Source organism: Nocardia sp. NBC_00511 (assembly GCF_045161165.1).
Taxonomy (GTDB): domain Bacteria; phylum Actinomycetota; class Actinomycetes; order Mycobacteriales; family Mycobacteriaceae; genus Nocardia.
Genome location: NZ_CP107849.1, coordinates 13,889 through 31,418, shown reverse-complemented (window position 1 = coordinate 31,418; position 17,530 = coordinate 13,889). Strand labels below are relative to the sequence as shown.

The 17,530-nt window shown below is 67.3% G+C and carries 19 protein-coding genes; 10 read left to right on the top strand and 9 right to left on the bottom strand.

Going from position 1 to position 17,530, the window contains the following annotated elements:
- Together OG300_RS00180 and OG300_RS00175 are read right to left on the bottom strand one after the other, a co-directional pair.
- On the bottom strand, positions 1-246 hold the full coding sequence (locus OG300_RS00180; protein ID WP_405490835.1) for a hypothetical protein: 246 nt from the start codon (positions 244-246) through the stop codon (positions 1-3).
- Between the two features lie 114 nt (positions 247-360).
- Entirely contained in the window at positions 361-768 is a 408-nt protein-coding gene (locus OG300_RS00175) for a hypothetical protein (protein WP_405490833.1), read from the bottom strand.
- 157 nt (positions 769-925) lie between these two features.
- On the opposite strand from OG300_RS00175, the gene OG300_RS00170 reads away from it, so the two are divergent.
- The 3 genes from OG300_RS00170 (at position 926) to OG300_RS00160 (ending at position 4,494) form a co-directional block, all read left to right on the top strand.
- Positions 926-1,549 (top strand): glyoxalase, encoded by a 624-nt coding sequence (locus OG300_RS00170; RefSeq protein WP_405490831.1) that lies wholly within the window; start codon positions 926-928, stop codon positions 1,547-1,549.
- Positions 1,550-1,836: 287 nt separating this feature from the next.
- A complete protein-coding gene (locus tag OG300_RS00165) occupies positions 1,837-3,156 on the top strand; it encodes a phosphatase PAP2 family protein (RefSeq protein ID WP_405498861.1) in 1,320 nt (439 codons plus the stop codon).
- 60 nt (positions 3,157-3,216) lie between these two features.
- Positions 3,217-4,494 carry a glycosyltransferase 87 family protein gene (locus OG300_RS00160; protein WP_405490829.1) on the top strand — a complete coding sequence of 426 codons (1,278 nt, stop codon included), beginning with the start codon at positions 3,217-3,219 and terminating at the stop codon, positions 4,492-4,494.
- Between the two features lie 6 nt (positions 4,495-4,500).
- On the opposite strand, the gene OG300_RS00155 is transcribed toward OG300_RS00160, so the two are convergent.
- Positions 4,501-5,496 carry a LysR family transcriptional regulator gene (locus tag OG300_RS00155; RefSeq protein WP_405490827.1) on the bottom strand — a complete coding sequence of 332 codons (996 nt, stop codon included), beginning with the start codon at positions 5,494-5,496 and terminating at the stop codon, positions 4,501-4,503.
- 206 nt (positions 5,497-5,702) lie between these two features.
- Between OG300_RS00155 and OG300_RS00150 the strand changes: the two genes are divergently transcribed.
- From OG300_RS00150 to OG300_RS00135, 4 genes are all read left to right on the top strand, one after another.
- Complete coding sequence (locus tag OG300_RS00150; protein WP_405490825.1) at positions 5,703-6,392, top strand: succinate dehydrogenase cytochrome b subunit; 690 nt, start codon at positions 5,703-5,705, stop codon at positions 6,390-6,392.
- Between the two features lie 2 nt (positions 6,393-6,394).
- The gene (locus tag OG300_RS00145) at positions 6,395-8,332 is read left to right on the top strand and encodes a fumarate reductase/succinate dehydrogenase flavoprotein subunit (RefSeq protein ID WP_405490823.1); all 1,938 of its coding nucleotides are present in this window, start codon (positions 6,395-6,397) and stop codon (positions 8,330-8,332) included.
- A 13-nt stretch (positions 8,333-8,345) separates the two neighbouring features.
- Positions 8,346-9,089 carry a succinate dehydrogenase/fumarate reductase iron-sulfur subunit gene (locus OG300_RS00140; RefSeq protein ID WP_405490822.1) on the top strand — a complete coding sequence of 248 codons (744 nt, stop codon included), beginning with the start codon at positions 8,346-8,348 and terminating at the stop codon, positions 9,087-9,089.
- A 155-nt stretch (positions 9,090-9,244) separates the two neighbouring features.
- Complete coding sequence (locus OG300_RS00135; protein WP_405490820.1) at positions 9,245-9,562, top strand: hypothetical protein; 318 nt, start codon at positions 9,245-9,247, stop codon at positions 9,560-9,562.
- 27 nt (positions 9,563-9,589) lie between these two features.
- Here the strand turns inward: OG300_RS00135 and OG300_RS00130 are convergent, their stop codons facing one another.
- Positions 9,590-10,246 (bottom strand): TetR/AcrR family transcriptional regulator, encoded by a 657-nt coding sequence (locus OG300_RS00130; RefSeq protein WP_405490818.1) that lies wholly within the window; start codon positions 10,244-10,246, stop codon positions 9,590-9,592.
- Positions 10,247-10,336: 90 nt separating this feature from the next.
- Here OG300_RS00130 and OG300_RS00125 point away from each other — a divergent pair, with 90 nt between their 5' ends.
- Positions 10,337-11,839: an MFS transporter gene (locus OG300_RS00125; protein WP_405490816.1), complete on the top strand. Its 1,503-nt coding sequence runs from the start codon at positions 10,337-10,339 to the stop codon at positions 11,837-11,839.
- 74 nt (positions 11,840-11,913) lie between these two features.
- Here OG300_RS00125 and OG300_RS00120 read toward each other — a convergent pair whose 3' ends face one another.
- Positions 11,914-12,225, bottom strand: a complete 312-nt coding sequence (locus tag OG300_RS00120; RefSeq protein WP_405490814.1) for an EthD family reductase — start codon at positions 12,223-12,225, stop codon at positions 11,914-11,916.
- A 164-nt stretch (positions 12,226-12,389) separates the two neighbouring features.
- Here OG300_RS00120 and OG300_RS00115 point away from each other — a divergent pair, with 164 nt between their 5' ends.
- Positions 12,390-13,292, top strand: coding sequence for a LysR family transcriptional regulator (locus tag OG300_RS00115; protein ID WP_405490812.1), 903 nt, complete (start codon positions 12,390-12,392; stop codon positions 13,290-13,292).
- Between the two features lie 137 nt (positions 13,293-13,429).
- On the opposite strand, the gene OG300_RS00110 is transcribed toward OG300_RS00115, so the two are convergent.
- Together OG300_RS00110 and OG300_RS00105 are read right to left on the bottom strand one after the other, a co-directional pair.
- Positions 13,430-13,912 carry a hypothetical protein gene (locus OG300_RS00110; protein ID WP_405490810.1) on the bottom strand — a complete coding sequence of 161 codons (483 nt, stop codon included), beginning with the start codon at positions 13,910-13,912 and terminating at the stop codon, positions 13,430-13,432.
- Between the two features lie 163 nt (positions 13,913-14,075).
- Complete coding sequence (locus tag OG300_RS00105; RefSeq protein WP_405490808.1) at positions 14,076-14,585, bottom strand: hypothetical protein; 510 nt, start codon at positions 14,583-14,585, stop codon at positions 14,076-14,078.
- Between the two features lie 698 nt (positions 14,586-15,283).
- Here OG300_RS00105 and OG300_RS00100 point away from each other — a divergent pair.
- Positions 15,284-15,937: a hypothetical protein gene (locus OG300_RS00100; RefSeq protein WP_405490806.1), complete on the top strand. Its 654-nt coding sequence runs from the start codon at positions 15,284-15,286 to the stop codon at positions 15,935-15,937.
- A 103-nt stretch (positions 15,938-16,040) separates the two neighbouring features.
- Here OG300_RS00100 and OG300_RS00095 read toward each other — a convergent pair whose 3' ends face one another.
- Positions 16,041-16,853 carry an Fpg/Nei family DNA glycosylase gene (locus OG300_RS00095; RefSeq protein WP_405490804.1) on the bottom strand — a complete coding sequence of 271 codons (813 nt, stop codon included), beginning with the start codon at positions 16,851-16,853 and terminating at the stop codon, positions 16,041-16,043.
- A gap of 3 nt (positions 16,854-16,856) precedes the next feature.
- On the bottom strand, positions 16,857-17,327 hold the full coding sequence (locus tag OG300_RS00090) for a ribose-5-phosphate isomerase (protein WP_405490802.1): 471 nt from the start codon (positions 17,325-17,327) through the stop codon (positions 16,857-16,859).
- Between the last annotated feature and the right edge of the window lie 203 nt (positions 17,328-17,530).

Genomic DNA, 17,530 nt, shown 5'->3' with positions numbered 1-17,530 from the left:
TCAGACGGTCGGTGGGTATCCGCGCGAGGGTTGCGGCACCGAGCTTTCGGCGCTCGGGTGGTGGGCGGGGGCCGGAGCTGGTCGGCCGCGGCGGAGGATGTAGCGGTTTTCGACGTGGACGCCGCCGATGATCATGGCGACGATGACGATGATGCCCAGTATCGGTGTGATGTATTGGCAGATGGCGCCGCCGAGGCCGATGGCGGCGAAGGCCACCAGTAGACGCCAGAATTTGGCCAGAAACATTGTCCCCCCAGATGTTCGAACGTTCTCGGGGGCAGATGATACCGGCGGCACGGGGTCTCGGGCGAACGGTTGGAGGCCCCGGCTCGGATCGGGGGCGAGCCGGGGCGGCGCCGGTCAGTAGGTGTAGTGGCCGGTGATCTGCAGGGTGTTCACGTGGACTTCGGCGTCGCCGAGGATCTCGTTGCCGGTGATGGTGACCGAGGCGGTGAAGAGGTCGTCCTCGTTGACGCCGTTGACGGCGGAGCCGGTGAGTTCGGCCGAGGTGCCGTCGAGGGCGGGGGTGTCGGTGCGACCCGCGGTGACGAAGGCGGCGTGGCTGTCGGAGGTGACGTTGTACATCTTGCCGTAGACGGTGTACGTCTCGCCGATGTGGTGGGTGTAGTCGGTGAGGGCGGCCTGCAGGGTGGATTCCGAAGCGGGGGACTGCTTTTGGATGGTGGCGACCGGCTGGGCGGAAGCGGTCACTGCCGTGCCGCCCGCCACTGCCATGGCGAGTACGGCGACGGTGATGATCTTGCGCATGTGTGGTTCCTGTCGTGTCTGCACGAGGGACGGCGCGTCCCCCGGATCAAGATCGCGGGGTGGTGCGCCGGGGTTAACGCGCTGGGGAAACCCGGCGTGGCGGACCGATCAGGAATCGAGAAGCGTCCGGGTGGGGTGGGAAATTAGCGTTATCGGCATGAACAACATCGAAGCAATCACCCTCGACGTCACCGACACCGCCGCCGCGAAGGCGTTCTACGACAAGGCTTTCGGACTCGGCGACACGCTGCGGTTCCGGCAGTCCGATGCCCCGTCGACCGGCTTCCGCGGCTACATCCTGTCGATCGTCACCGCACAGCCGGGCAATGTGTCCGCGTTCGTCGACGCCGCGGTCGCGGCCGGGGCCACCGTCCTGAAGCCCATCACCAAGTCGATGTGGGGCTACGCCGGGGTGCTGCAGGCCCCGGACGGCTCGATCTGGAAGGTCGCCTGCTCGGCCAAGAAGGACACCGCGCCGATCAGCCGCACCGTCGACGATCTGGTGATCCTGCTCGGCGTCGCCGATATGGCCGCCGCCAAGAAGAGCTATGTCGAGCACGGTGTCACCGTGGCCAAGAGCTTCCCCGGCATGTACGTCGAATTCGCTTCCGGCGCGTGGAAACTCGCCCTCTACAAGCACAAGGCGCTCGCCAAGGAGGGCGGCGTCGCTGCGGAGGGCACCGGATCGCACCGGATCGCGCTCACCGGCACCGGCCCCTCGTTCACCGATCCGGACGGCTACGCCTGGCAGTCCACCGAATCCGTCTCCCCCACCGCCTGAGCCGGGCTTGCCCCGCGTCGTCGGTCGGAGGGTGGCGTACCGCTGCCGTGACAGTGCAGCGCGTCACCCTCCACCGACCGGGCGCCCCGCCTTCCACCTGGTCAGTTGGCCAGAAGAACTGCGGGTGAACGACACGGACGCCGCAAAACCCGGCCAAGCGATTGCTCCCCGGCGTGTCTGGCCGATACCCGCCGAAACAGTAACCGGATGTTGTGCCTCCGTTTCCTCTGTGTTAGTGATTTACAGTGCTGGTCGACCACGAGATGAACGTTTCCGGCTCGTCGTCGATGGCCGGCGGCGGCACCGGATCGCGGATTTTGCCTGCCACCGCAGCGGTGGCGGCGCTGATCGCGCTGCTCGCGGCACAGATCTGGGCCTCGATGCACCACGTGCTCGGCCCACTGCACAGCCTGCTCGACGACTATCTGGGCAATCCGCAATCGGCCGCGGTGTCGTGGGCGGGACTCGGCCTGGCCTGCATCGGCGTCCCGGCGCGAAACCGCATGCTGAGTCTCGGCGCGGCCGCCGTCCTCGACGGTCTGGTGCTGGCACTGCAGGCCGCCTGCGGCTGGCACGTGTCGATCGGCACCGGTCCGACGCTGGCGCTCACCGCACTCATCGTGGTGGTGTGCCGCTGGCCGGAGTCGCAGCGACGAACCGCGTTGCACGCCATCGCCTTCGGCGTGCTGCTGATCATGGCCTCGAAACTGGCCGACACCTGGCTGCTGGTGAGCATCATCGCCGGACCGCGGGTACTCGATCAGTACGTCCAGCTCGCCGACCGCGCCCTCGGGGAACCGGCCTGGCTGGTCGGGCAGGCGCTCGACGCCCTGGGCCCGATCCCCTCCAACATCCTGCACGTCGTCTACATCCAGCTGCCGGTGGCCGCCGTCGTGGTCGCGGTGTGGCAGCTGCGGCACGTCACGACGAGCCCGTGGCCCCGGCACAACCTGTTGCGAACCTTCCTGGTGCTGGGCGTGATCGGCCCGCTCGGCTACGTGCTGTTCCCGGTCGTCGGCCCGGTCTTCGCCTACGGGCCGCTCGGTCACGGCCTGCAGCTGGCGGATTGGCCGCACACGCTGCCCGCGCTGTCGTTCTCGCCGCGTCCGATGCAGTTCGATTCGGCCACCGCCCGCAACTGCATGCCGTCGATGCATTCGGCGTGGGCGACCGCGCTGTTCATCCATTCCCGCAACGCTCCCCGCTGGCTGCGCTGGGCGGGAGGCTTCTGGCTGGTCTGCACCCTGCTGGCGACGCTCGGCTTCGGCTACCACTACGGTTGCGATCTGGTGGCGGGCATCGTGCTGTGCCTGACCGTCGAGTCCGCGCTGCGGGAACCGGAGCGCGGCTGGGATCGGTATCGGGTCCGGATCGTCGGCCTGGGCGTCAGTGTGCTGGCCGGACTGCTGCTGTCGTATCGTTTCCTGGCCGTCGCCATGGCCGAACATCCGATCCCGGCGGGATTCGTCGTGCTCGGTGGGCTGGCAACGGTTACGTTCATCTTCTATGCGACCTGGTTCGCCGCACCGGGTAGCCGGATCGCGCTGTGGGGCGGCCGGAACACGCGATGGGGCGAACGGCGCCTACCCGAACCAGCCATCGACTAGCAACTCTCACAACGCAATCCAGAAATCTGGTGTGAAGCCCGAAAGGTTAGTGTCTGCCTGATGATCACGATGCGGGCGGGGCAGCGAAACATGCTGCGTTGGACCAAGCCGGACGACAATCGCTATGTACCCCGCATCCCGATCGTGCTCGGTGTCGTGCTGTCGGTGGCTATCGCGCTGATCTTCTCGGCCATGCACGGATTCCTGGACCTGCAGGTGTACCGGGTCGGTACCCGGGCATGGCTGCATCACCATGCCCTCTACGGTCCGACGCTGCCGGTCGCCGGGCACACCGACCTGCCGTTCACCTATCCCCCGTCCGCGGCGATCCTGATGATTCCGCTGGCCGTGATCCCGCTGTGGCTGGCGGAGCTGCTGGTGACGGCGAGTTCCCTGCTCTGCCTGGCGATCACGGTGTGGCTGGTGCTTTCCCGCGTCCGACCGGATCTCGATCCGCGCGCCAAGACCATGCTGACCACGGCCGCGGCGGTCGCGCTGCTGGCGATCGAACCAGTCCGGATCACCCTGTGGTTCGGTCAGGTGAACCTGGTGTTGATGGCGGCGGTGGCGCTGGATTGCCTGACGCCCAAGCCTCGTTGGCCGCGCGGACTGCTCGTCGGCATCGCCGCAGTTACCAAACTGACCCCTGCCGCGTTCATCCTGTACTTCCTGATCCGCAAGGACTGGAAGGCGGCCGCCACCGCCACGGCGACCTCCGCGACCGTGATCCTGTCCGGATTCCTGTTGTTCCCCAGGGAATCCCGCGACTACTGGTTCCATGCGGTCAGCGACACCGGCCGCATCGGTTCGCCCGACTACGTGAGCAACCAGTCGATCAAGGGCATGGTGTTCCGCCTGGGCTTCACCGGTTCGACCGCGATCGCGGTCTGGCTGGGAGTGGCCCTGGTGGTCGTCGTCGCCGGTGCGGCGCTGATGCGCTACCTGTTCACCCTGGAGCAGGCCACCGCCCGCGACACCGCCTCGGTCCTCCCGGTCACCGCCCTGCTGGTGAATGCGGCTGTGCTGCTGCTGATCTCACCGATCTCCTGGACCCACCACTGGGTGTGGGTGGCGCCGGCCCTGGTCACCGCCGTCGCCTGGGCGACCACGAAACCCGGTGTCGGCGTGTATGCCACCATCGCCGGTGTCGCCGCCGTCTTCCTGATCGGCCCCGGCCTGGTCCCCAATGGCAAGCACCGGGAACTGCATTGGACGTGGTGGGAGCACCTCGGCGGTGACGTCTACATCCTCGTCGCCGCGGCGTTGATCGTGGCGGGCGTGTGGCAACTGGTGCGGCTACGCACCCGCCGCACCCCGGCATCGGCGAGCGCCACCTAGCCGAGTTCACCTGGCCGCGTGTGCTTCCCGCTGGGTGAGCGCAACCGGACCGTCCGGCGTCGACAACAGTTCCACGCCGGGCGGCAGGATGCCGTGAGCGGCCGCGTCGAAGAGGAAGTCTTCGAGCGTCGCGCGGAAGGCGGTGGCGGCGTGGGTGGGTTCGACGTCCTTGCGGTGTGCGAGCGCGACTGTGCGGTAAAGGCTTCGGGAACTTCCGTCGAGGGATAGCGGGATGCCGCGTAGCCCGGGGCGTCCGGCCAGTACCGTGCTCGGCACCACCGCCATACCGAGTCCCACTTCCACGAATCGCAGGACCGCGTCCATCTCTCCGCCTTCGACGGCGAAGCGTGGTTCGAATCCGGCGTTGCGGCAGGCGGCGATCGTCGCCTCGCGCAGGTCGTAGCCGGGGCGGAACATCACCAGGGGTTTGTCGCGCAGGTCGGTGATGCGCAGGTGGGCTCGGTTCGGGATCGAGGTGTCGCCGATCCGGGTGGCGACCATCAGGTCTTCGCGCAGGATCGGGGTGGTGGCCAGCGGGGTGTCCTCGGCGAGCGGCAGGATCACCAGGGCGAGATCGATTGCGCCCCTGGTCAATTCCCGCACCAGGTCGCGGGATCCGCCTTCCTCGACGACGAGCCCGATGCCCGGGTAGGTGTCGTGGTAGCGCCGCAGCACGTCGGCCAGCAGTCCGACGCACAGTGACGGCGTCGCCCCGAGCCGCACCCGGCCGCGTCGCAGTCCGGCGAGTTCCTGCACCTCGAGCCGCGCGGTGTCGACGTCGGCGAGGATGCGGTTGGCCAGCGGCAGCAGCGCCTCACCGGCGGGTGTCAGGCTGATATTGCCGCGCGCCCGGCTGAACAGCGGCGCGCCGAGCTCGTCCTCCAGGGCCCGCAGCTGCTTGGACAGCGACGGCTGCGCGACGCCCAGCGCCTCGGCGGCCTGGGTGAAGTGCCTGGTCCGGGCCACGCCGAGGAAGTACGTCAATTGCTGCAGCTGCACCATCGACAACCTAGATCCGCGATCGTGCGGGTGCCGGTTCCGAGAGCAGGATCACGCCGCGTATCCCGGCCCGTGTGAAAGGTGTCACGCGCTCAATCCCCTACGAGGCGTAGTAATTTCGGCCGCAGCTCGCTGCATAGCCTGCGGTCATGGTGACCAGAGCGCCGCGGACTTGGACCGGCCGATTTCCACGGACGTACCGTCCGCTCGTGGCTATCGCATTGGCGCCGCTGTACCGCTCCACGGTGGGTAAGAAGGCCGTGATGGCGGTGACGGGCGGCATCCTCGTACTGTTTCTGGTCGCCCATATGGCGGGCAATCTCAAGGTGTTCCTCGGGGCATCGACCTTCAACCACTACGCCGCGTGGCTGCGGACGCTGGGCGAGCCCGCGCTGCCGGGCCGCTGGTTGCTGACGGGCCTGGAGCTCGTGCTGGGTGTGAGCGTGATCCTGCACATGTGGGCGGCGGTGTCACTGGCCCGCATCGCGCGTCGGGCCCGGCCGGTCAGGTACGCGGCGGGCAAGAAGTCGCACGCCGCCGGTTATGCCGCGCGGACCATGCGGTACGGCGGTGTCATCATCGTGCTGTTCCTGGTCTGGCACCTGCTGGATCTGACCTTCGGTGCGGTGAATCCCAAGGGCGGCAACGCGACTCCCTACGACCGGGTCGTCGCCGACTTCGCACCGGAACGCTGGTACATCACGCTGTTCTACATCGTCGCGGTGGTGATGGTCGGCGTGCATCTCCGGCACGGAATCCGCAGTGCCTTCCAAACATTGGGCTTGGCCGACGGACCGCGTCGCGCCCGCTACGACCTGCTCGCGGCCGTCGTCTCCCCGCTGCTGGTGGCCGGATTCCTGGCCGTCCCGATCGCCGTCTCCTTCGGATGGGTGAAGTAATAATGAGCGAGAACCGCTACCGGATCGGTGATCCGATCGCCGACACCAGGGCTCCGGGCGGGCCGATCGTCGACCGCTGGACCACGCGTAAATTCGAGGCCAAGCTGGTCAATCCCGCCAACAAGCGCAAGAAGACGATCATCGTGATCGGCACCGGCCTGGCGGGCGGGTCGGCCGGAGCCACCCTGGGCGAGCAGGGCTATCACGTCATCCAGTTCTGCTTCCAGGATTCGCCGCGGCGTGCGCATTCGATTGCGGCGCAGGGCGGTATCAATGCCGCCAAGAACTATCGCAATGACGGCGACAGCGTGCACCGCCTGTTCTACGACACGGTCAAGGGCGGCGATTACCGGTCGCGGGAGTCGAATGTGCACCGACTGGCGGAGATTTCGACACAGATCATCGATCAGTGTGTGGCGCAGGGTGTTCCGTTCGCCCGCGAGTACGGCGGCCTGCTCGACAACCGTTCGTTCGGTGGCACCCAGGTTTCCCGCACCTTCTACGCTCGCGGCCAGACCGGGCAGCAGCTCCTGCTGGGCGCGTACCAAGCCCTGATGCGCCAAATCGACGCTGGCACTGTCGAATTGCATGCCCGCCACGAAATGCTGGATCTGATCATGTCCGAGGGTGTGGCTCGCGGGGTGGTGGTTCGCGACCTCGTCACCGGTGAAATCCGTTCCTACACAGCCGATGCGGTGGTGCTGGCCTCCGGCGGCTACAGCAATGTCTACTTCCTCTCGACCAATGCCATGGGCTCGAACGTCACGGCCTCGTGGCGTGCGCACAAGCACGGCGGGTACTTCGCGAATCCGTGTTTCACGCAGATCCATCCGACCTGCATCCCGGTCTCGGGCGATCATCAGTCGAAGCTGACCCTGATGTCGGAATCGCTGCGCAACGACGGGCGGGTGTGGGTTCCTCGGCAGGTCGGCGACCACCGCGCGCCCGCCGAGATCCCAGAAGCCGAGCGCGACTACTACCTCGAACGCATCTACCCGGCCTTCGGCAACCTGGTCCCCCGCGATATCGCTTCTCGCGCAGCCAAGAACGTCTGCGACGAGGGCCGCGGCGTCGGCCCCGGCGGGCTCGGCGTCTACCTCGATTTCGCGGACGCGATCGAGCGCCTCGGCCTGGACGCGGTGCAAGCCAAGTACGGCAACCTCTTCACCATGTACGAGCGGATCACCGGCGAGAATCCGTACCAGCGTCCGATGCGCATCTACCCCGCCGTGCACTACACGATGGGCGGCCTGTGGGTCGACTACGACCTGCGATCCACCATCCCCGGCCTGTTCGTGATCGGCGAGGCCAACTTCTCCGACCACGGCGCGAACCGGCTGGGCGCCTCGGCGCTGATGCAGGGCCTGGCGGACGGGTACTTCGTGCTGCCGACGACGATCGGCGACTACCTCGCCCGCACAACGACTTCGGAGGTTCCCGCCGCGGCGATCGCGGCGGCCGAAGCCCGCGTGACCTCGATGATCGACCGGCTCCTCGCCGTCGAAGGCGACCGCACCGTCGACTCCTTCCACCGCGAACTCGGCCACATCATGTGGGAGCACTGCGGCATGGAACGCACCGAGGAAGGCCTGCGCAAGGCCCTCGAACTGATTCCAGCTCTGCGCGCGGAGTTCTGGGAACGCGTCAATGTGCCCGGTTCCGGCGACGATCTCAACCAGTCGCTGGAGCGCGCGGGCCGGGTGGCCGACTTCCTGGAACTGGCCGAACTCATGGTTCTCGACGCCCTGCACCGCACCGAATCCGCGGGCGGCCACTTCCGCGCCGAATCCCGCACTGCCGACGGCGAAGCCGAGCGCGACGACGCGAACTTCTCCTACGTCGCCGCCTGGGAGTGGACCGGCGCCAGTGAGCCACCCACCCTGCACCGCGAACCCCTGGAGTTCGACTACGTCCACCCGACCACCCGGTCCTACAAGTAAGGCGGTGTCTCCCATGAAGCTCACCCTGCGCATCTGGCGGCAGCGGAACAACGCCGACCGGGGCAGGCTGGTCGACTATCCGGTCGAAATCTCGCCCGACGCTTCGTTTCTGGAGATGCTCGACGTCCTCAACGAACAGTTGACCGGCGACGGCGAGGAGCCCGTCGCCTTCGATCACGACTGCCGCGAGGGCATCTGCGGCATGTGCTCACTGGTCATCGACGGCACCCCGCACGGACCCGAGCAGGCGACCACCACCTGCCAACTCCACATGCACAAGTTCACCGACGGCGAGACCATCACGGTGGAACCGTGGCGCGCCAAGGCTTTTCCCATCGTCAAGGATCTGGTCGTCGACCGCTCCGCCTTCGACAAGATCATCCAATCCGGCGGTTACATCACCGCCCCCACCGGCGCCGCCCCCGAAGCCCATTCGGTCCCGGTCCCGAAAGCCGACGCCGACTTCGCTTTCCAGGCCGCCGAATGCATCGGCTGCGGCGCCTGTGTGGCCGCCTGCCCCAACGGCTCCGCCATGCTCTTCACCGCCGCCAAGGTCGTCCACCTCGGCCTGCTCCCCCAGGGCCAACCCGAACGCTATTCCCGCGTCACCGAAATGCTCGACACCCATGACGATTTGGGCTTCGGCGGCTGCACCAACACCGGTGAATGCACTCTCGCCTGCCCGAAGGAAATCCCCCAGGACGTCATCGGCCGCCTCAACCGAGACCTGCTGCGCGCGGCGAGGAAAAGCCGCTGATCGCGCCGACGGGAATTCGATTCCTGTAACGAATGGATGCGCCTTTCGATGCCCAGCCGAGGCTGTTTCACTACTTTGTCGCCTCGCAACACATAAAGTAACGAGGGCTTTCAGCGTGCGATGTTCTGAGCACATATCCAATTCAGGAGGTCGGAATGCTATCTGCGAAGCGGCTTGCTGCCAGTGCGGTCGTCGTCACTGCGGCGGCGGGAACCATGTTCGCCACCAGCGGGGTTGCCTCGGCTGACGTCCCGGTATGGCAGGCCAACTGCCAGGTGTACAACATCTTCAATACCGGCGGAATGTCCACCTGCGAGCTTCCCACTTGGCATCAGGTGAAACTCACCTGCATCGCCTGGCCCGTTCCATTCACCTATTGGAAGTACGGCCCCGTGCAATATGGACAGAACCAGTCGTGGGCGAGTTGCGACTCGTTCAACGCACTGGCGAATGTCGAAGTCATTCAGGCATAGTCGCCGTTTTCCGGCAACGAGCCGCCGTCAATCCAGGCGGCCGTAGACCAAGCGCAGGATCGCCTCGGTGAGGTCGTCGATGCCATCGGCCACCTCACCCTCGGGCGTCGCGGACAGCTGCGACAGACGCCCGTCGCGCATGAGGGCGACGAGGGTCGCGAGCGTGGCCGAGTCGATGCCGCCGGGCGCGAGTCCGGCGGCGCGGTCACGGTCGATCTTGGCGGCCAGGCCGCTGGTGAACCGGGCCTGCATGGCGGCGAGGAATTCGGTCAGCGGCGGGTAGTTGCTGTCGTAGCCCTCGAGTGAGCAGACCAGGATCGGATTGTTGTCGTGCCAGACCTCGGCCGCCCCGAGCAGCTGGGCGTGCAGGAGCTCGCGCTGCGGGCCGGTGGACGGCAGCCAGACGTGGGTCTGCGCGTAGCGGTCGCTCACGTCCTCCATCAGGCGGGCGAGCACGGCCTGCTTGGACGGGAAATAGAAGTAGAAGCCGGTGCGTGAGATGCCGGTCGAGTGGGTGATGTCGTCGACGGTCAACTTGGCCATCGACTTGTTCGTCAGCAGCGCACGGGTCGCGTCCAAGATCTGGGCCTCGCGCTGATCACCCTTGGACATGGCGCCGCGGCGGCGGACGCCCTCGGTCGCGCCTCGGGCCTCGGTCACCTTGGGTTCACCCTGCTGCGCCATGACCTCACCATAGAGCGCTTTCCATTCCCCTTGTGGACGTGTCGTCAATCATAATCGACACTGTGTCAATTCTGGCGTAGCGTCCCCCGAATGACCTCCCCGCTCGAGCCTCGGCGCGCCGCCTCGCCGACCGCGATCGTGCTGACCATGGCCAGCACCGTGTTCCTCCTGGCCCTGGTCCAGACCCTGCCCGTGCCCGCCCTGCCGCAGATCGGCATGCAGCTCGGCGTCTCGGCGACCACCGTCGGCTGGGTGACGACCGCGACCATGCTGGCCGCCTCCGCGCTGACGCCACTGCTCGGACGCCTCGGCGACGTCTACGGCCACAAGCCGATCGTGCTGGCGACCCTGGTGGTGACGCTCGCGGGCAGCGTGATCGCCGCCTCGGCCCACAGCATCGACCTGCTGATCGTCGGAAGGGCTTTGCAGGGAGCGAGTTTCGGCCTCTTCCCGCTGGCGATCAGCGTGCTGCGCCACGAACTCCCGCCGCAGCGCCTCACCGGCGCGCTGGCCGTCACCGCCTCCACCCTGGGTGTCGGCAGCGGTGTCGCCCTGGTGGCGACCGGGCTGCTCACGCAGGGCGGCGCGGACTACCGCCGCATCTTCTGGCTGTGCGTCATCCTGACCGTCGTCGTCCTGGCGCTGGCGTTCATCACCATCCCGCGCCGCGCGGGTCAGGGCGGCCGCGTCGACTACTTCGGTGCCGCGGTACTCGGCCTGGGCCTGGTCTGCCTGCTGCTGCCGATCTCGCAGGGTCACGAATGGGGTTGGGGCAGTGCACGAGTCATCGGCCTGTTCATCGCCTCCGTGGTAGTGCTGGCCGGATTCCTACTGCTGCAGTCGAAGCTGCGTGAGCCCCTGGTGGCCACGTCGCTGCTGGCGCACCGCCCTGTCGCTATGACCAACCTGGCCAGTTTCTGCGTCGGCTTCGCGATGTTCAGCGTCTTCCTCGGCGCGACCTACTTCGTGGCGACTCCGAGAGCGTTGGCGGGCTTCGGCTTCGACGCTTCCGTCCTGCGCACCAGCGTCGCCTTCATGCTCCCCGGCGCCATCGCCTCGGTTCTGATGGGCCCGATCGCGGGCCGCCTGGTGGGTCGCATCGGCCCCCGCTACGTCCTGCTCATCGCCAGCGTCATCGGCCTATGCGCCCTGACCTCCCTGGCCCTGCTCCACACCTCCAGCGCGGAAGTCGTTGTCGCCCTGGTGATCGCGAACGCCGCCATCGCCATCGCCTACGCCGCCATGCCCGCCCTGCTGGTCGCCAACGTGGCCCCTCATGAAACCGGCATCGCCAACTCCATCAACTCGATCATGCGCACCGTGGGCGGCGCCATCGGCAGCGCCCTCGTCGTCACGATCCTCACCAGTGACACCCTCGGCCACGCCCTCCCCAACGGCGCGATCATCGCCCTCCCCGCCGAGGGCGCCTACCGCATCGCATTCCTCACCGGGGCGGTCTTCTTCGCCCTGGCCGCCCTACTGGCAGCCTTCGGCCTGAAGCAGGCCGGTCGCCGCCTCACCCCGCACGAGGTGGAGGAGGACATCGCCTTGGCAACCGCAGGCGAGTTCGCCACCGTATCCACCAGCCTCTGACCGTCCAGTCATTGCCGATTCGGCCGACAGCCGGACGTGGACGCGCCGGGCGACCGAACGCGTCCCGTCCTGCCTCAGGCGATGCTGTCCCGCACCGGATAGTCGATGACGACCACGCCGCCGGTCGCGTAGTTGACGACATCGGCGGCCGCCTGCTGGCCGGCCGGCGACGCCTGTGCCGCGGCCATGGCGTCGGCGTCGGCGAAGTCGGCTTCGAAGACCGCGAAGTACGGCGATTCTCCCCGCTTCGCCGCCACGTCGAAGCTGTAGCGCCACGCGAGCAGCCCGGGCCAATCCATTACCAGCGGAAGATGTTTGGTCACGTAGTAGTCGCGGAAGTGGTCGGGGTCGACGGGCTCGGGATACAGGACCAACAACTTATGCACGACGACCTCCGCCCAGATCAGTGTCGGTGTGTGTGAGTGCGGTATCCGGTACCGCGATCGGTTGAATCGTCATATGCGCAGGTTAGGGCTTGATGCGTGGGCGAGGGAAAGACCGGTCCGAGATAGACTCAGAACGGATCGTTATCAATCGGCAGGGAGGGCACGTGGCACCGGATACGGTGAGCCTGCGGTACTTCCTGGTGCTGGCGCAGGAGTTGAACTTCACCCGCGCGGCCGCCCGGATCGGTATCGCACAGCCCGCGCTCAGTGCCCGGATGCGCCGATTGGAGGCGGAACTCGGCACCAGCCTGCTGGTTCGCAACACGCGCAGCGTCGAATTGACCACGGCCGGTGCGGCTTTGGCGGAGTCAGCACCGCCCGCACTGGCGGCGCTGGACCGAGCATGGCATACCGCCCGCAGTGCGGGGGCCGGTGAACTGGGCACCATGCGCATCGGATACAGCCTCAGTGCGGGGGCCGGGACGGCACCGGCCCTGGTGGACAGGCTGATTCACGACAGCCCGGGACTCGAGGTCGGCGCGGTTCCGATGACGACACCGGAGATCTCCCGCGCCGTCGCCGACGGCCGCATCGATGCGGGAATCACGCGTGGTGAACAGCCGGGTCGTGGCGTGCGCCGGTACCTGCTGCGGCGTGTGCGCATCGGAGTCCAACTGGCACAGCATCATCCGCTGGCCGAGCACCCGGAGATCGCAATCACCGACGCCGCCGCGTACCCACTGCGACTCCCCGACCGTACCGCCAACCCCGCGATCCACGATCAGCTGTCCGCACTGTTCCGCGACACCCGACCGGATCTCCGATTCCACACGCCCGCAGTCTCTTTCGACATGTTCCAGCACGATCTACGCGACGGCCTCACCCTCGCCCCGGCCGGTGAAACCGCGATCACGGCACTACCATCCGGTCTCACCTGGCGACCACTGCGGGGCGCACCCACCTTGACCTTCCACCTGGTTCTCCCGCGCGAGCAGTCACCACTGCACCACCGCATCCGCACCGTCGCCAAAACCCTGGCCCACGAGCTGCACTGGCTGCCGGACTGACGCACAGCAAGTCGCGCGAGACGGACGTCCGCGCGCACTGTCCGCCGCCCTCGCGGGATCGCGCCCGAGAGCCTGACGCCAGGTCGGGTTCCGGCGGTGGCCCTGGTTCGATACCCGGCCCGGGCGTGATGGGGCGACTACCCGCGAAGCGCGCCGTCCGGCCAGACGATGTCGACGGGAAGACTTCTGTTCCTGGCGAGTTCGACGACTGTGCCCGTTCCGCCTTGCTCGCCGGTCTTGCCGTCCCACACTGCGATCAGCCGGTCGCAGGTTCCGACCACGGCTTCGTTGGCAGCTTCGTAGGCTTCGGCGCCTGCCTCGTCGAAGTCCATCACGCGCACGTTCGCGGCGCGGGACACCAACGTGTCGAACAGGTCGGCGTGGTCCGGATTGACCTTGCGTTGGCGGTAATTGCGTGACGGGAGAACAACTTCCAGTCGGCCACCCGCATCGAGTACCGCTTGCGCGAAGACACTGTCGGCCCCACGCGCGATGCAGCTGACACCTACCAGTTCGGCCGGATCGCCCGCGTCGGCAAGCAGACGGGAGATCTCGGCGTAGATCAGCGGAATCGAGTCGGCAGTGATGTTCATGTGCCCGGTGACGCCGATGCGTGTCATGCGCACTTCTATACCGGATGAAGATGCGACCCCGAAGACGACCGCCGCGATCCCGATACCGCTGCCGCACAGCACCGTTCACCGCGCCACGATCGAGCACCTGGCATCGATGCCCGCGATGCGGCCGGGTCGGCCGCACCGCGGGAACCGATGCCCGGTCCGATTACTGACTCGAGCCGCTGGTCAATACTCCGAACAGGCCGGACAGGATGCTCAGTCCCAGCCCGGCGGGCAGGCCACTCCTGGAACCGGAGTTGAAGCCGCTGGCGGAGCCGGTCAGGTAGCCCTTGCCCGGGCCGCTGGTCGAGCCGGTGAGGGTGCCGGGGGCATCGTTGCCCAGCTCGTCCAGGGCGCAGGTGGCGAGGCCGCCGCCGGAGCCGCTGGCCAGGCCGGAGATGATGCCGTTGGCCAATCCGGCCGCGGAACCGGCCTCGGGGCCGCCGCTGGAGCCGCCGAGGTAGCCGACCGCCGAGCCGGTGACCGAGCCGGTCGCGCCGGATTTGGCTGAGCCGCTGAGGAATCCGTCCACGCAGGACTGGCCCGCGGGTTGGGTCGTGGTGTCGACCGGGGTCGCGCTCGGAGTGTCCACGGTGAGCGGCTCGGCGCCCGCGGGTGCTGCTCCGGCGGCGAGTGTGATGCCGATGAAAGCGGTGATCAGAAGAGTTTTTCGCATGGTGTAGCTGCTCTCGTGTGATTCTCTGGAGGATGAGGCAGGCACTGGCTGTCACCTGCTGCTCCGCCACTGCACCCCGGCTCGACTTTTGTTGTTCTACAACAACTTTCGAGCGACAGGGAGGTTCGTCCCGGTGATCACCGAGGAGCATCCACCGAATCGGCGTGCGCGTAGCACCCTCGCCGGCACCGAAACCCCCTCTCGCACCAAGCGGGAACTCGAACCCTCAGAGATCACCTGGACGTGTGACCAATGTAGATAAACAGGCAGGTACGCATGCGTCTATTGAAAAAACCCAGCAGAATAAATCCCTTTCGGGACCGCGAGCAGCGCCACCCGGATCCGGGAGCCAGCAGGTTGCGGAACCGATTGGACCGCAACAGGATCGACGAGTGCGCGCCTTCGCGCGAGCCGGTGCGTCCGACCTGCTCGCGCACCATCTCGCCAGCGTTCACGCTGCCGCAAAATGGCATCGACGGGTCTACGATCGGCCATGACCAGGATGTAGCTGGGCATGCTGGCAGCCGAACGATCCGGAAGTCGGCTCGGCTTGCTTCCAATCCCATTCGGGCAACGGGAAATCGGTTCGACCCCGGACCTGCTCCGGTGCGCCCGAGTGTATGAAACGACCGTACGTAAGATCGGTGGTGGATTTCCTGCCGGAGCAGTGGCGGCGGGTTGTGGATGAAAGGATCCCGATGACCACCGAGACCACCGAAGACACCCGCCAGGCGGAGACCCCGCAGGCGCCGATGACGCGGGCCGATCAGTTGCGCGCGGTGGTGACACTGGTCAAATCAGGTGGCTTGAAGCCGCTGGCGATCTACCTGTACGGCGAGCGCAAGAAGGCCGCCAAGAAGTCCATGTACCAGTACCTCGGCAAGGGGGTCATGGCGGGAACGGCCGCGCTGCACCGCGCCCTGGTGCCGGTGGCGACCGCACCCGACGCGGGGCCGGTTCGCGACCGGCTGATCGAACTGCTCGACCGCCAGGCCGAGGTCATCCACGCCGCACCGGTGCGCAAGGTGGCCCTGACCTGGCTCGCCGCCGGCACCCCGGTCGATTTGAGCGCGCCAATGAGCAAGGCCGACATGTTCCGGCTGGCGTTGAACTACCACTACCGCCAGCCGTTCGAGGAGTTGTTCGCGACCGAAGAGGGCCGTGCGGCGCTCGGTGCGGGCAACGTGCCCGCGGCGGTCGCGCAACTGGTCGGCCCGATCGCCTACGGCCGACTGGTCGGGGCCGCCCGCGCCACCCACAGCGACCACGTTCGCATCGTCGACGAGTTCCTGGCCGCGCACAAGCAGCCGGCGGCCGAGGCCGAGCCGACCGACGCCGCTACGGAGTCCTGACACAGATCGCAGGTTCGAATCCTGTCCCCGCTACTGCGAAAAGGTCTCGGAACCAATGGTTTCGAGACCTTTTCCGTTTCCGGGTACCCACGCGCGTCGGCGATCAGGACGGCTGACAGGTGGGGCACCAGAACAGGTTTCGGGCGTCCATGACCGAGTGCAGAACCGGAGTGCCGCAGAGTCGACAAGGGTCGCCGACTCGGCGGTAGACATACGTGCGGGGACGATCGGCGGCGTAGGAAGCAGCGCCGTGGTCGTGCTCCGGGCGGACCACGTGCATTTTGCCGCGGCGCACGCCGACCTTCATGAGCTCGACCAGGTCGGCCCAGATGGCGTCCCATTCGGTGCGGGTCAACGACTTTCCGGGGCGGTGCGGTGAGATGTTGTGGCGGAAAAGGATTTCCGCTCGATAAACGTTGCCGACTCCGGCGAGGACCTGCTGATCCATCAGCAGTGCGCCGATCGAGCGCTGGGAGCGGCTGATTCGAGCCCATGCACGCTCGGGGTCGGCGTCGCGGCGCAGCGGGTCCGGGCCGAGGCGGGCGGTGAGGGCTTCGACCTCGGGCGGCTGCAGGATCTCGCAGGCGGTGGGCCCGCGCAGGTCGGTGCCGTGGAATTCACCGGACCGGCCGCCGCCGATCAGCCGCATCCGGACCTCACCGACGGGCGGGTCCATGGGCACCGAGGATTCGGAGAACTTGCCGTACAGCCCCAGGTGGATGTGCAGGCTGACGCCCGAATCATAGTGGTGGAGCAGGTGTTTGCCCCACGCTTCCGCGCGCGTCAGCACGCGCCCGTCGATCAGGGCCGCGCCGTCGGCGAAGCGGCCCTGCGGGCTGGATACTCGGACCTGCCCGCCGGCGAAGCGCTGATGGTGCTGCTTCGCCAGTCGGTGCAGCGTATGGCCTTCCGGCACAGGTCAGTTGGGGAGGGCCGGGGGGACGCCGGTCTTCTCGTACTCGGCGAGGATGTCGATGCGACGCTGGTGTCGGGCCTCGTCCGACCACGCGGTGGTGACGAAGGCGTCGACGATGGCGAGGGCTTCCTCGGTGGAGTGCATGCGGCCGCCGATGCCGAGCAGCTGCGCGTTGTTGTGCTGGCGGGCGAGCTGGGCGGTCTCCACGCTCCAGCCGAGGGCGCAGCGCGCGCCCGGAACCTTGTTGGCGGCAATCTGTTCGCCATTGCCGGAACCGCCGAAGACGAAGCCCAGCGAACCGGGGTCGGCGACGGTGCGGCGCGCGGCCTCGATGCAGAACGCCGGGTAGTCGTCGAGGGCGTCGTATTCCAGCGCGCCGCAGTCGACGACCTCGTGGCCCTGACCCTCGAGGTGGGCCTTGACGTGATTCTTCAGTTCGAAGCCGGCATGGTCGGCACCCAGGTATACGCGCATGGCAGCGATTGTGTCAGGCGTCCGGGACCGGGATGCGCAGGGGGTTCACGCCCGCGACCCGCCCGGAATCACGCGCCGCGCGACGTCGAACCGGCGTCACCCACCCGACGTAGTATCCGGACATGACGTCCGACGACCAGGGTCAACCGCCGAACGCCTACCAGGGGCAGACAACCGGGGGCTATCCGACAGGGTCCCATCCG

Bases quoted from the DNA above. Each gene is read 5' to 3' on its own strand.
- OG300_RS00135 (WP_405490820.1), top strand. From the start codon at position 9,245: ATGCTATCTGCGAAGCGGCTTGCTGCCAGTGCGGTCGTCGTCACTGCG.
- OG300_RS00145 (WP_405490823.1), top strand. From the start codon at position 6,395: ATGAGCGAGAACCGCTACCGGATCGGTGATCCGATCGCCGACACCAGG.
- OG300_RS00125 (WP_405490816.1), top strand. From the start codon at position 10,337: ATGACCTCCCCGCTCGAGCCTCGGCGCGCCGCCTCGCCGACCGCGATC.
- OG300_RS00100 (WP_405490806.1), top strand. From the start codon at position 15,284: ATGACCACCGAGACCACCGAAGACACCCGCCAGGCGGAGACCCCGCAG.
- OG300_RS00155 (WP_405490827.1), bottom strand. From the start codon at position 5,496: ATGGTGCAGCTGCAGCAATTGACGTACTTCCTCGGCGTGGCCCGGACC.
- OG300_RS00175 (WP_405490833.1), bottom strand. From the start codon at position 768: ATGCGCAAGATCATCACCGTCGCCGTACTCGCCATGGCAGTGGCGGGC.
- OG300_RS00105 (WP_405490808.1), bottom strand. From the start codon at position 14,585: ATGCGAAAAACTCTTCTGATCACCGCTTTCATCGGCATCACACTCGCC.
- OG300_RS00160 (WP_405490829.1), top strand. From the start codon at position 3,217: ATGATCACGATGCGGGCGGGGCAGCGAAACATGCTGCGTTGGACCAAG.
- OG300_RS00165 (WP_405498861.1), top strand. From the start codon at position 1,837: ATGGCCGGCGGCGGCACCGGATCGCGGATTTTGCCTGCCACCGCAGCG.
- OG300_RS00180 (WP_405490835.1), bottom strand. From the start codon at position 246: ATGTTTCTGGCCAAATTCTGGCGTCTACTGGTGGCCTTCGCCGCCATC.
- OG300_RS00140 (WP_405490822.1), top strand. From the start codon at position 8,346: ATGAAGCTCACCCTGCGCATCTGGCGGCAGCGGAACAACGCCGACCGG.
- OG300_RS00110 (WP_405490810.1), bottom strand. From the start codon at position 13,912: ATGACACGCATCGGCGTCACCGGGCACATGAACATCACTGCCGACTCG.
- OG300_RS00090 (WP_405490802.1), bottom strand. From the start codon at position 17,327: ATGCGCGTATACCTGGGTGCCGACCATGCCGGCTTCGAACTGAAGAAT.
- OG300_RS00130 (WP_405490818.1), bottom strand. From the start codon at position 10,246: ATGGCGCAGCAGGGTGAACCCAAGGTGACCGAGGCCCGAGGCGCGACC.
- OG300_RS00170 (WP_405490831.1), top strand. From the start codon at position 926: ATGAACAACATCGAAGCAATCACCCTCGACGTCACCGACACCGCCGCC.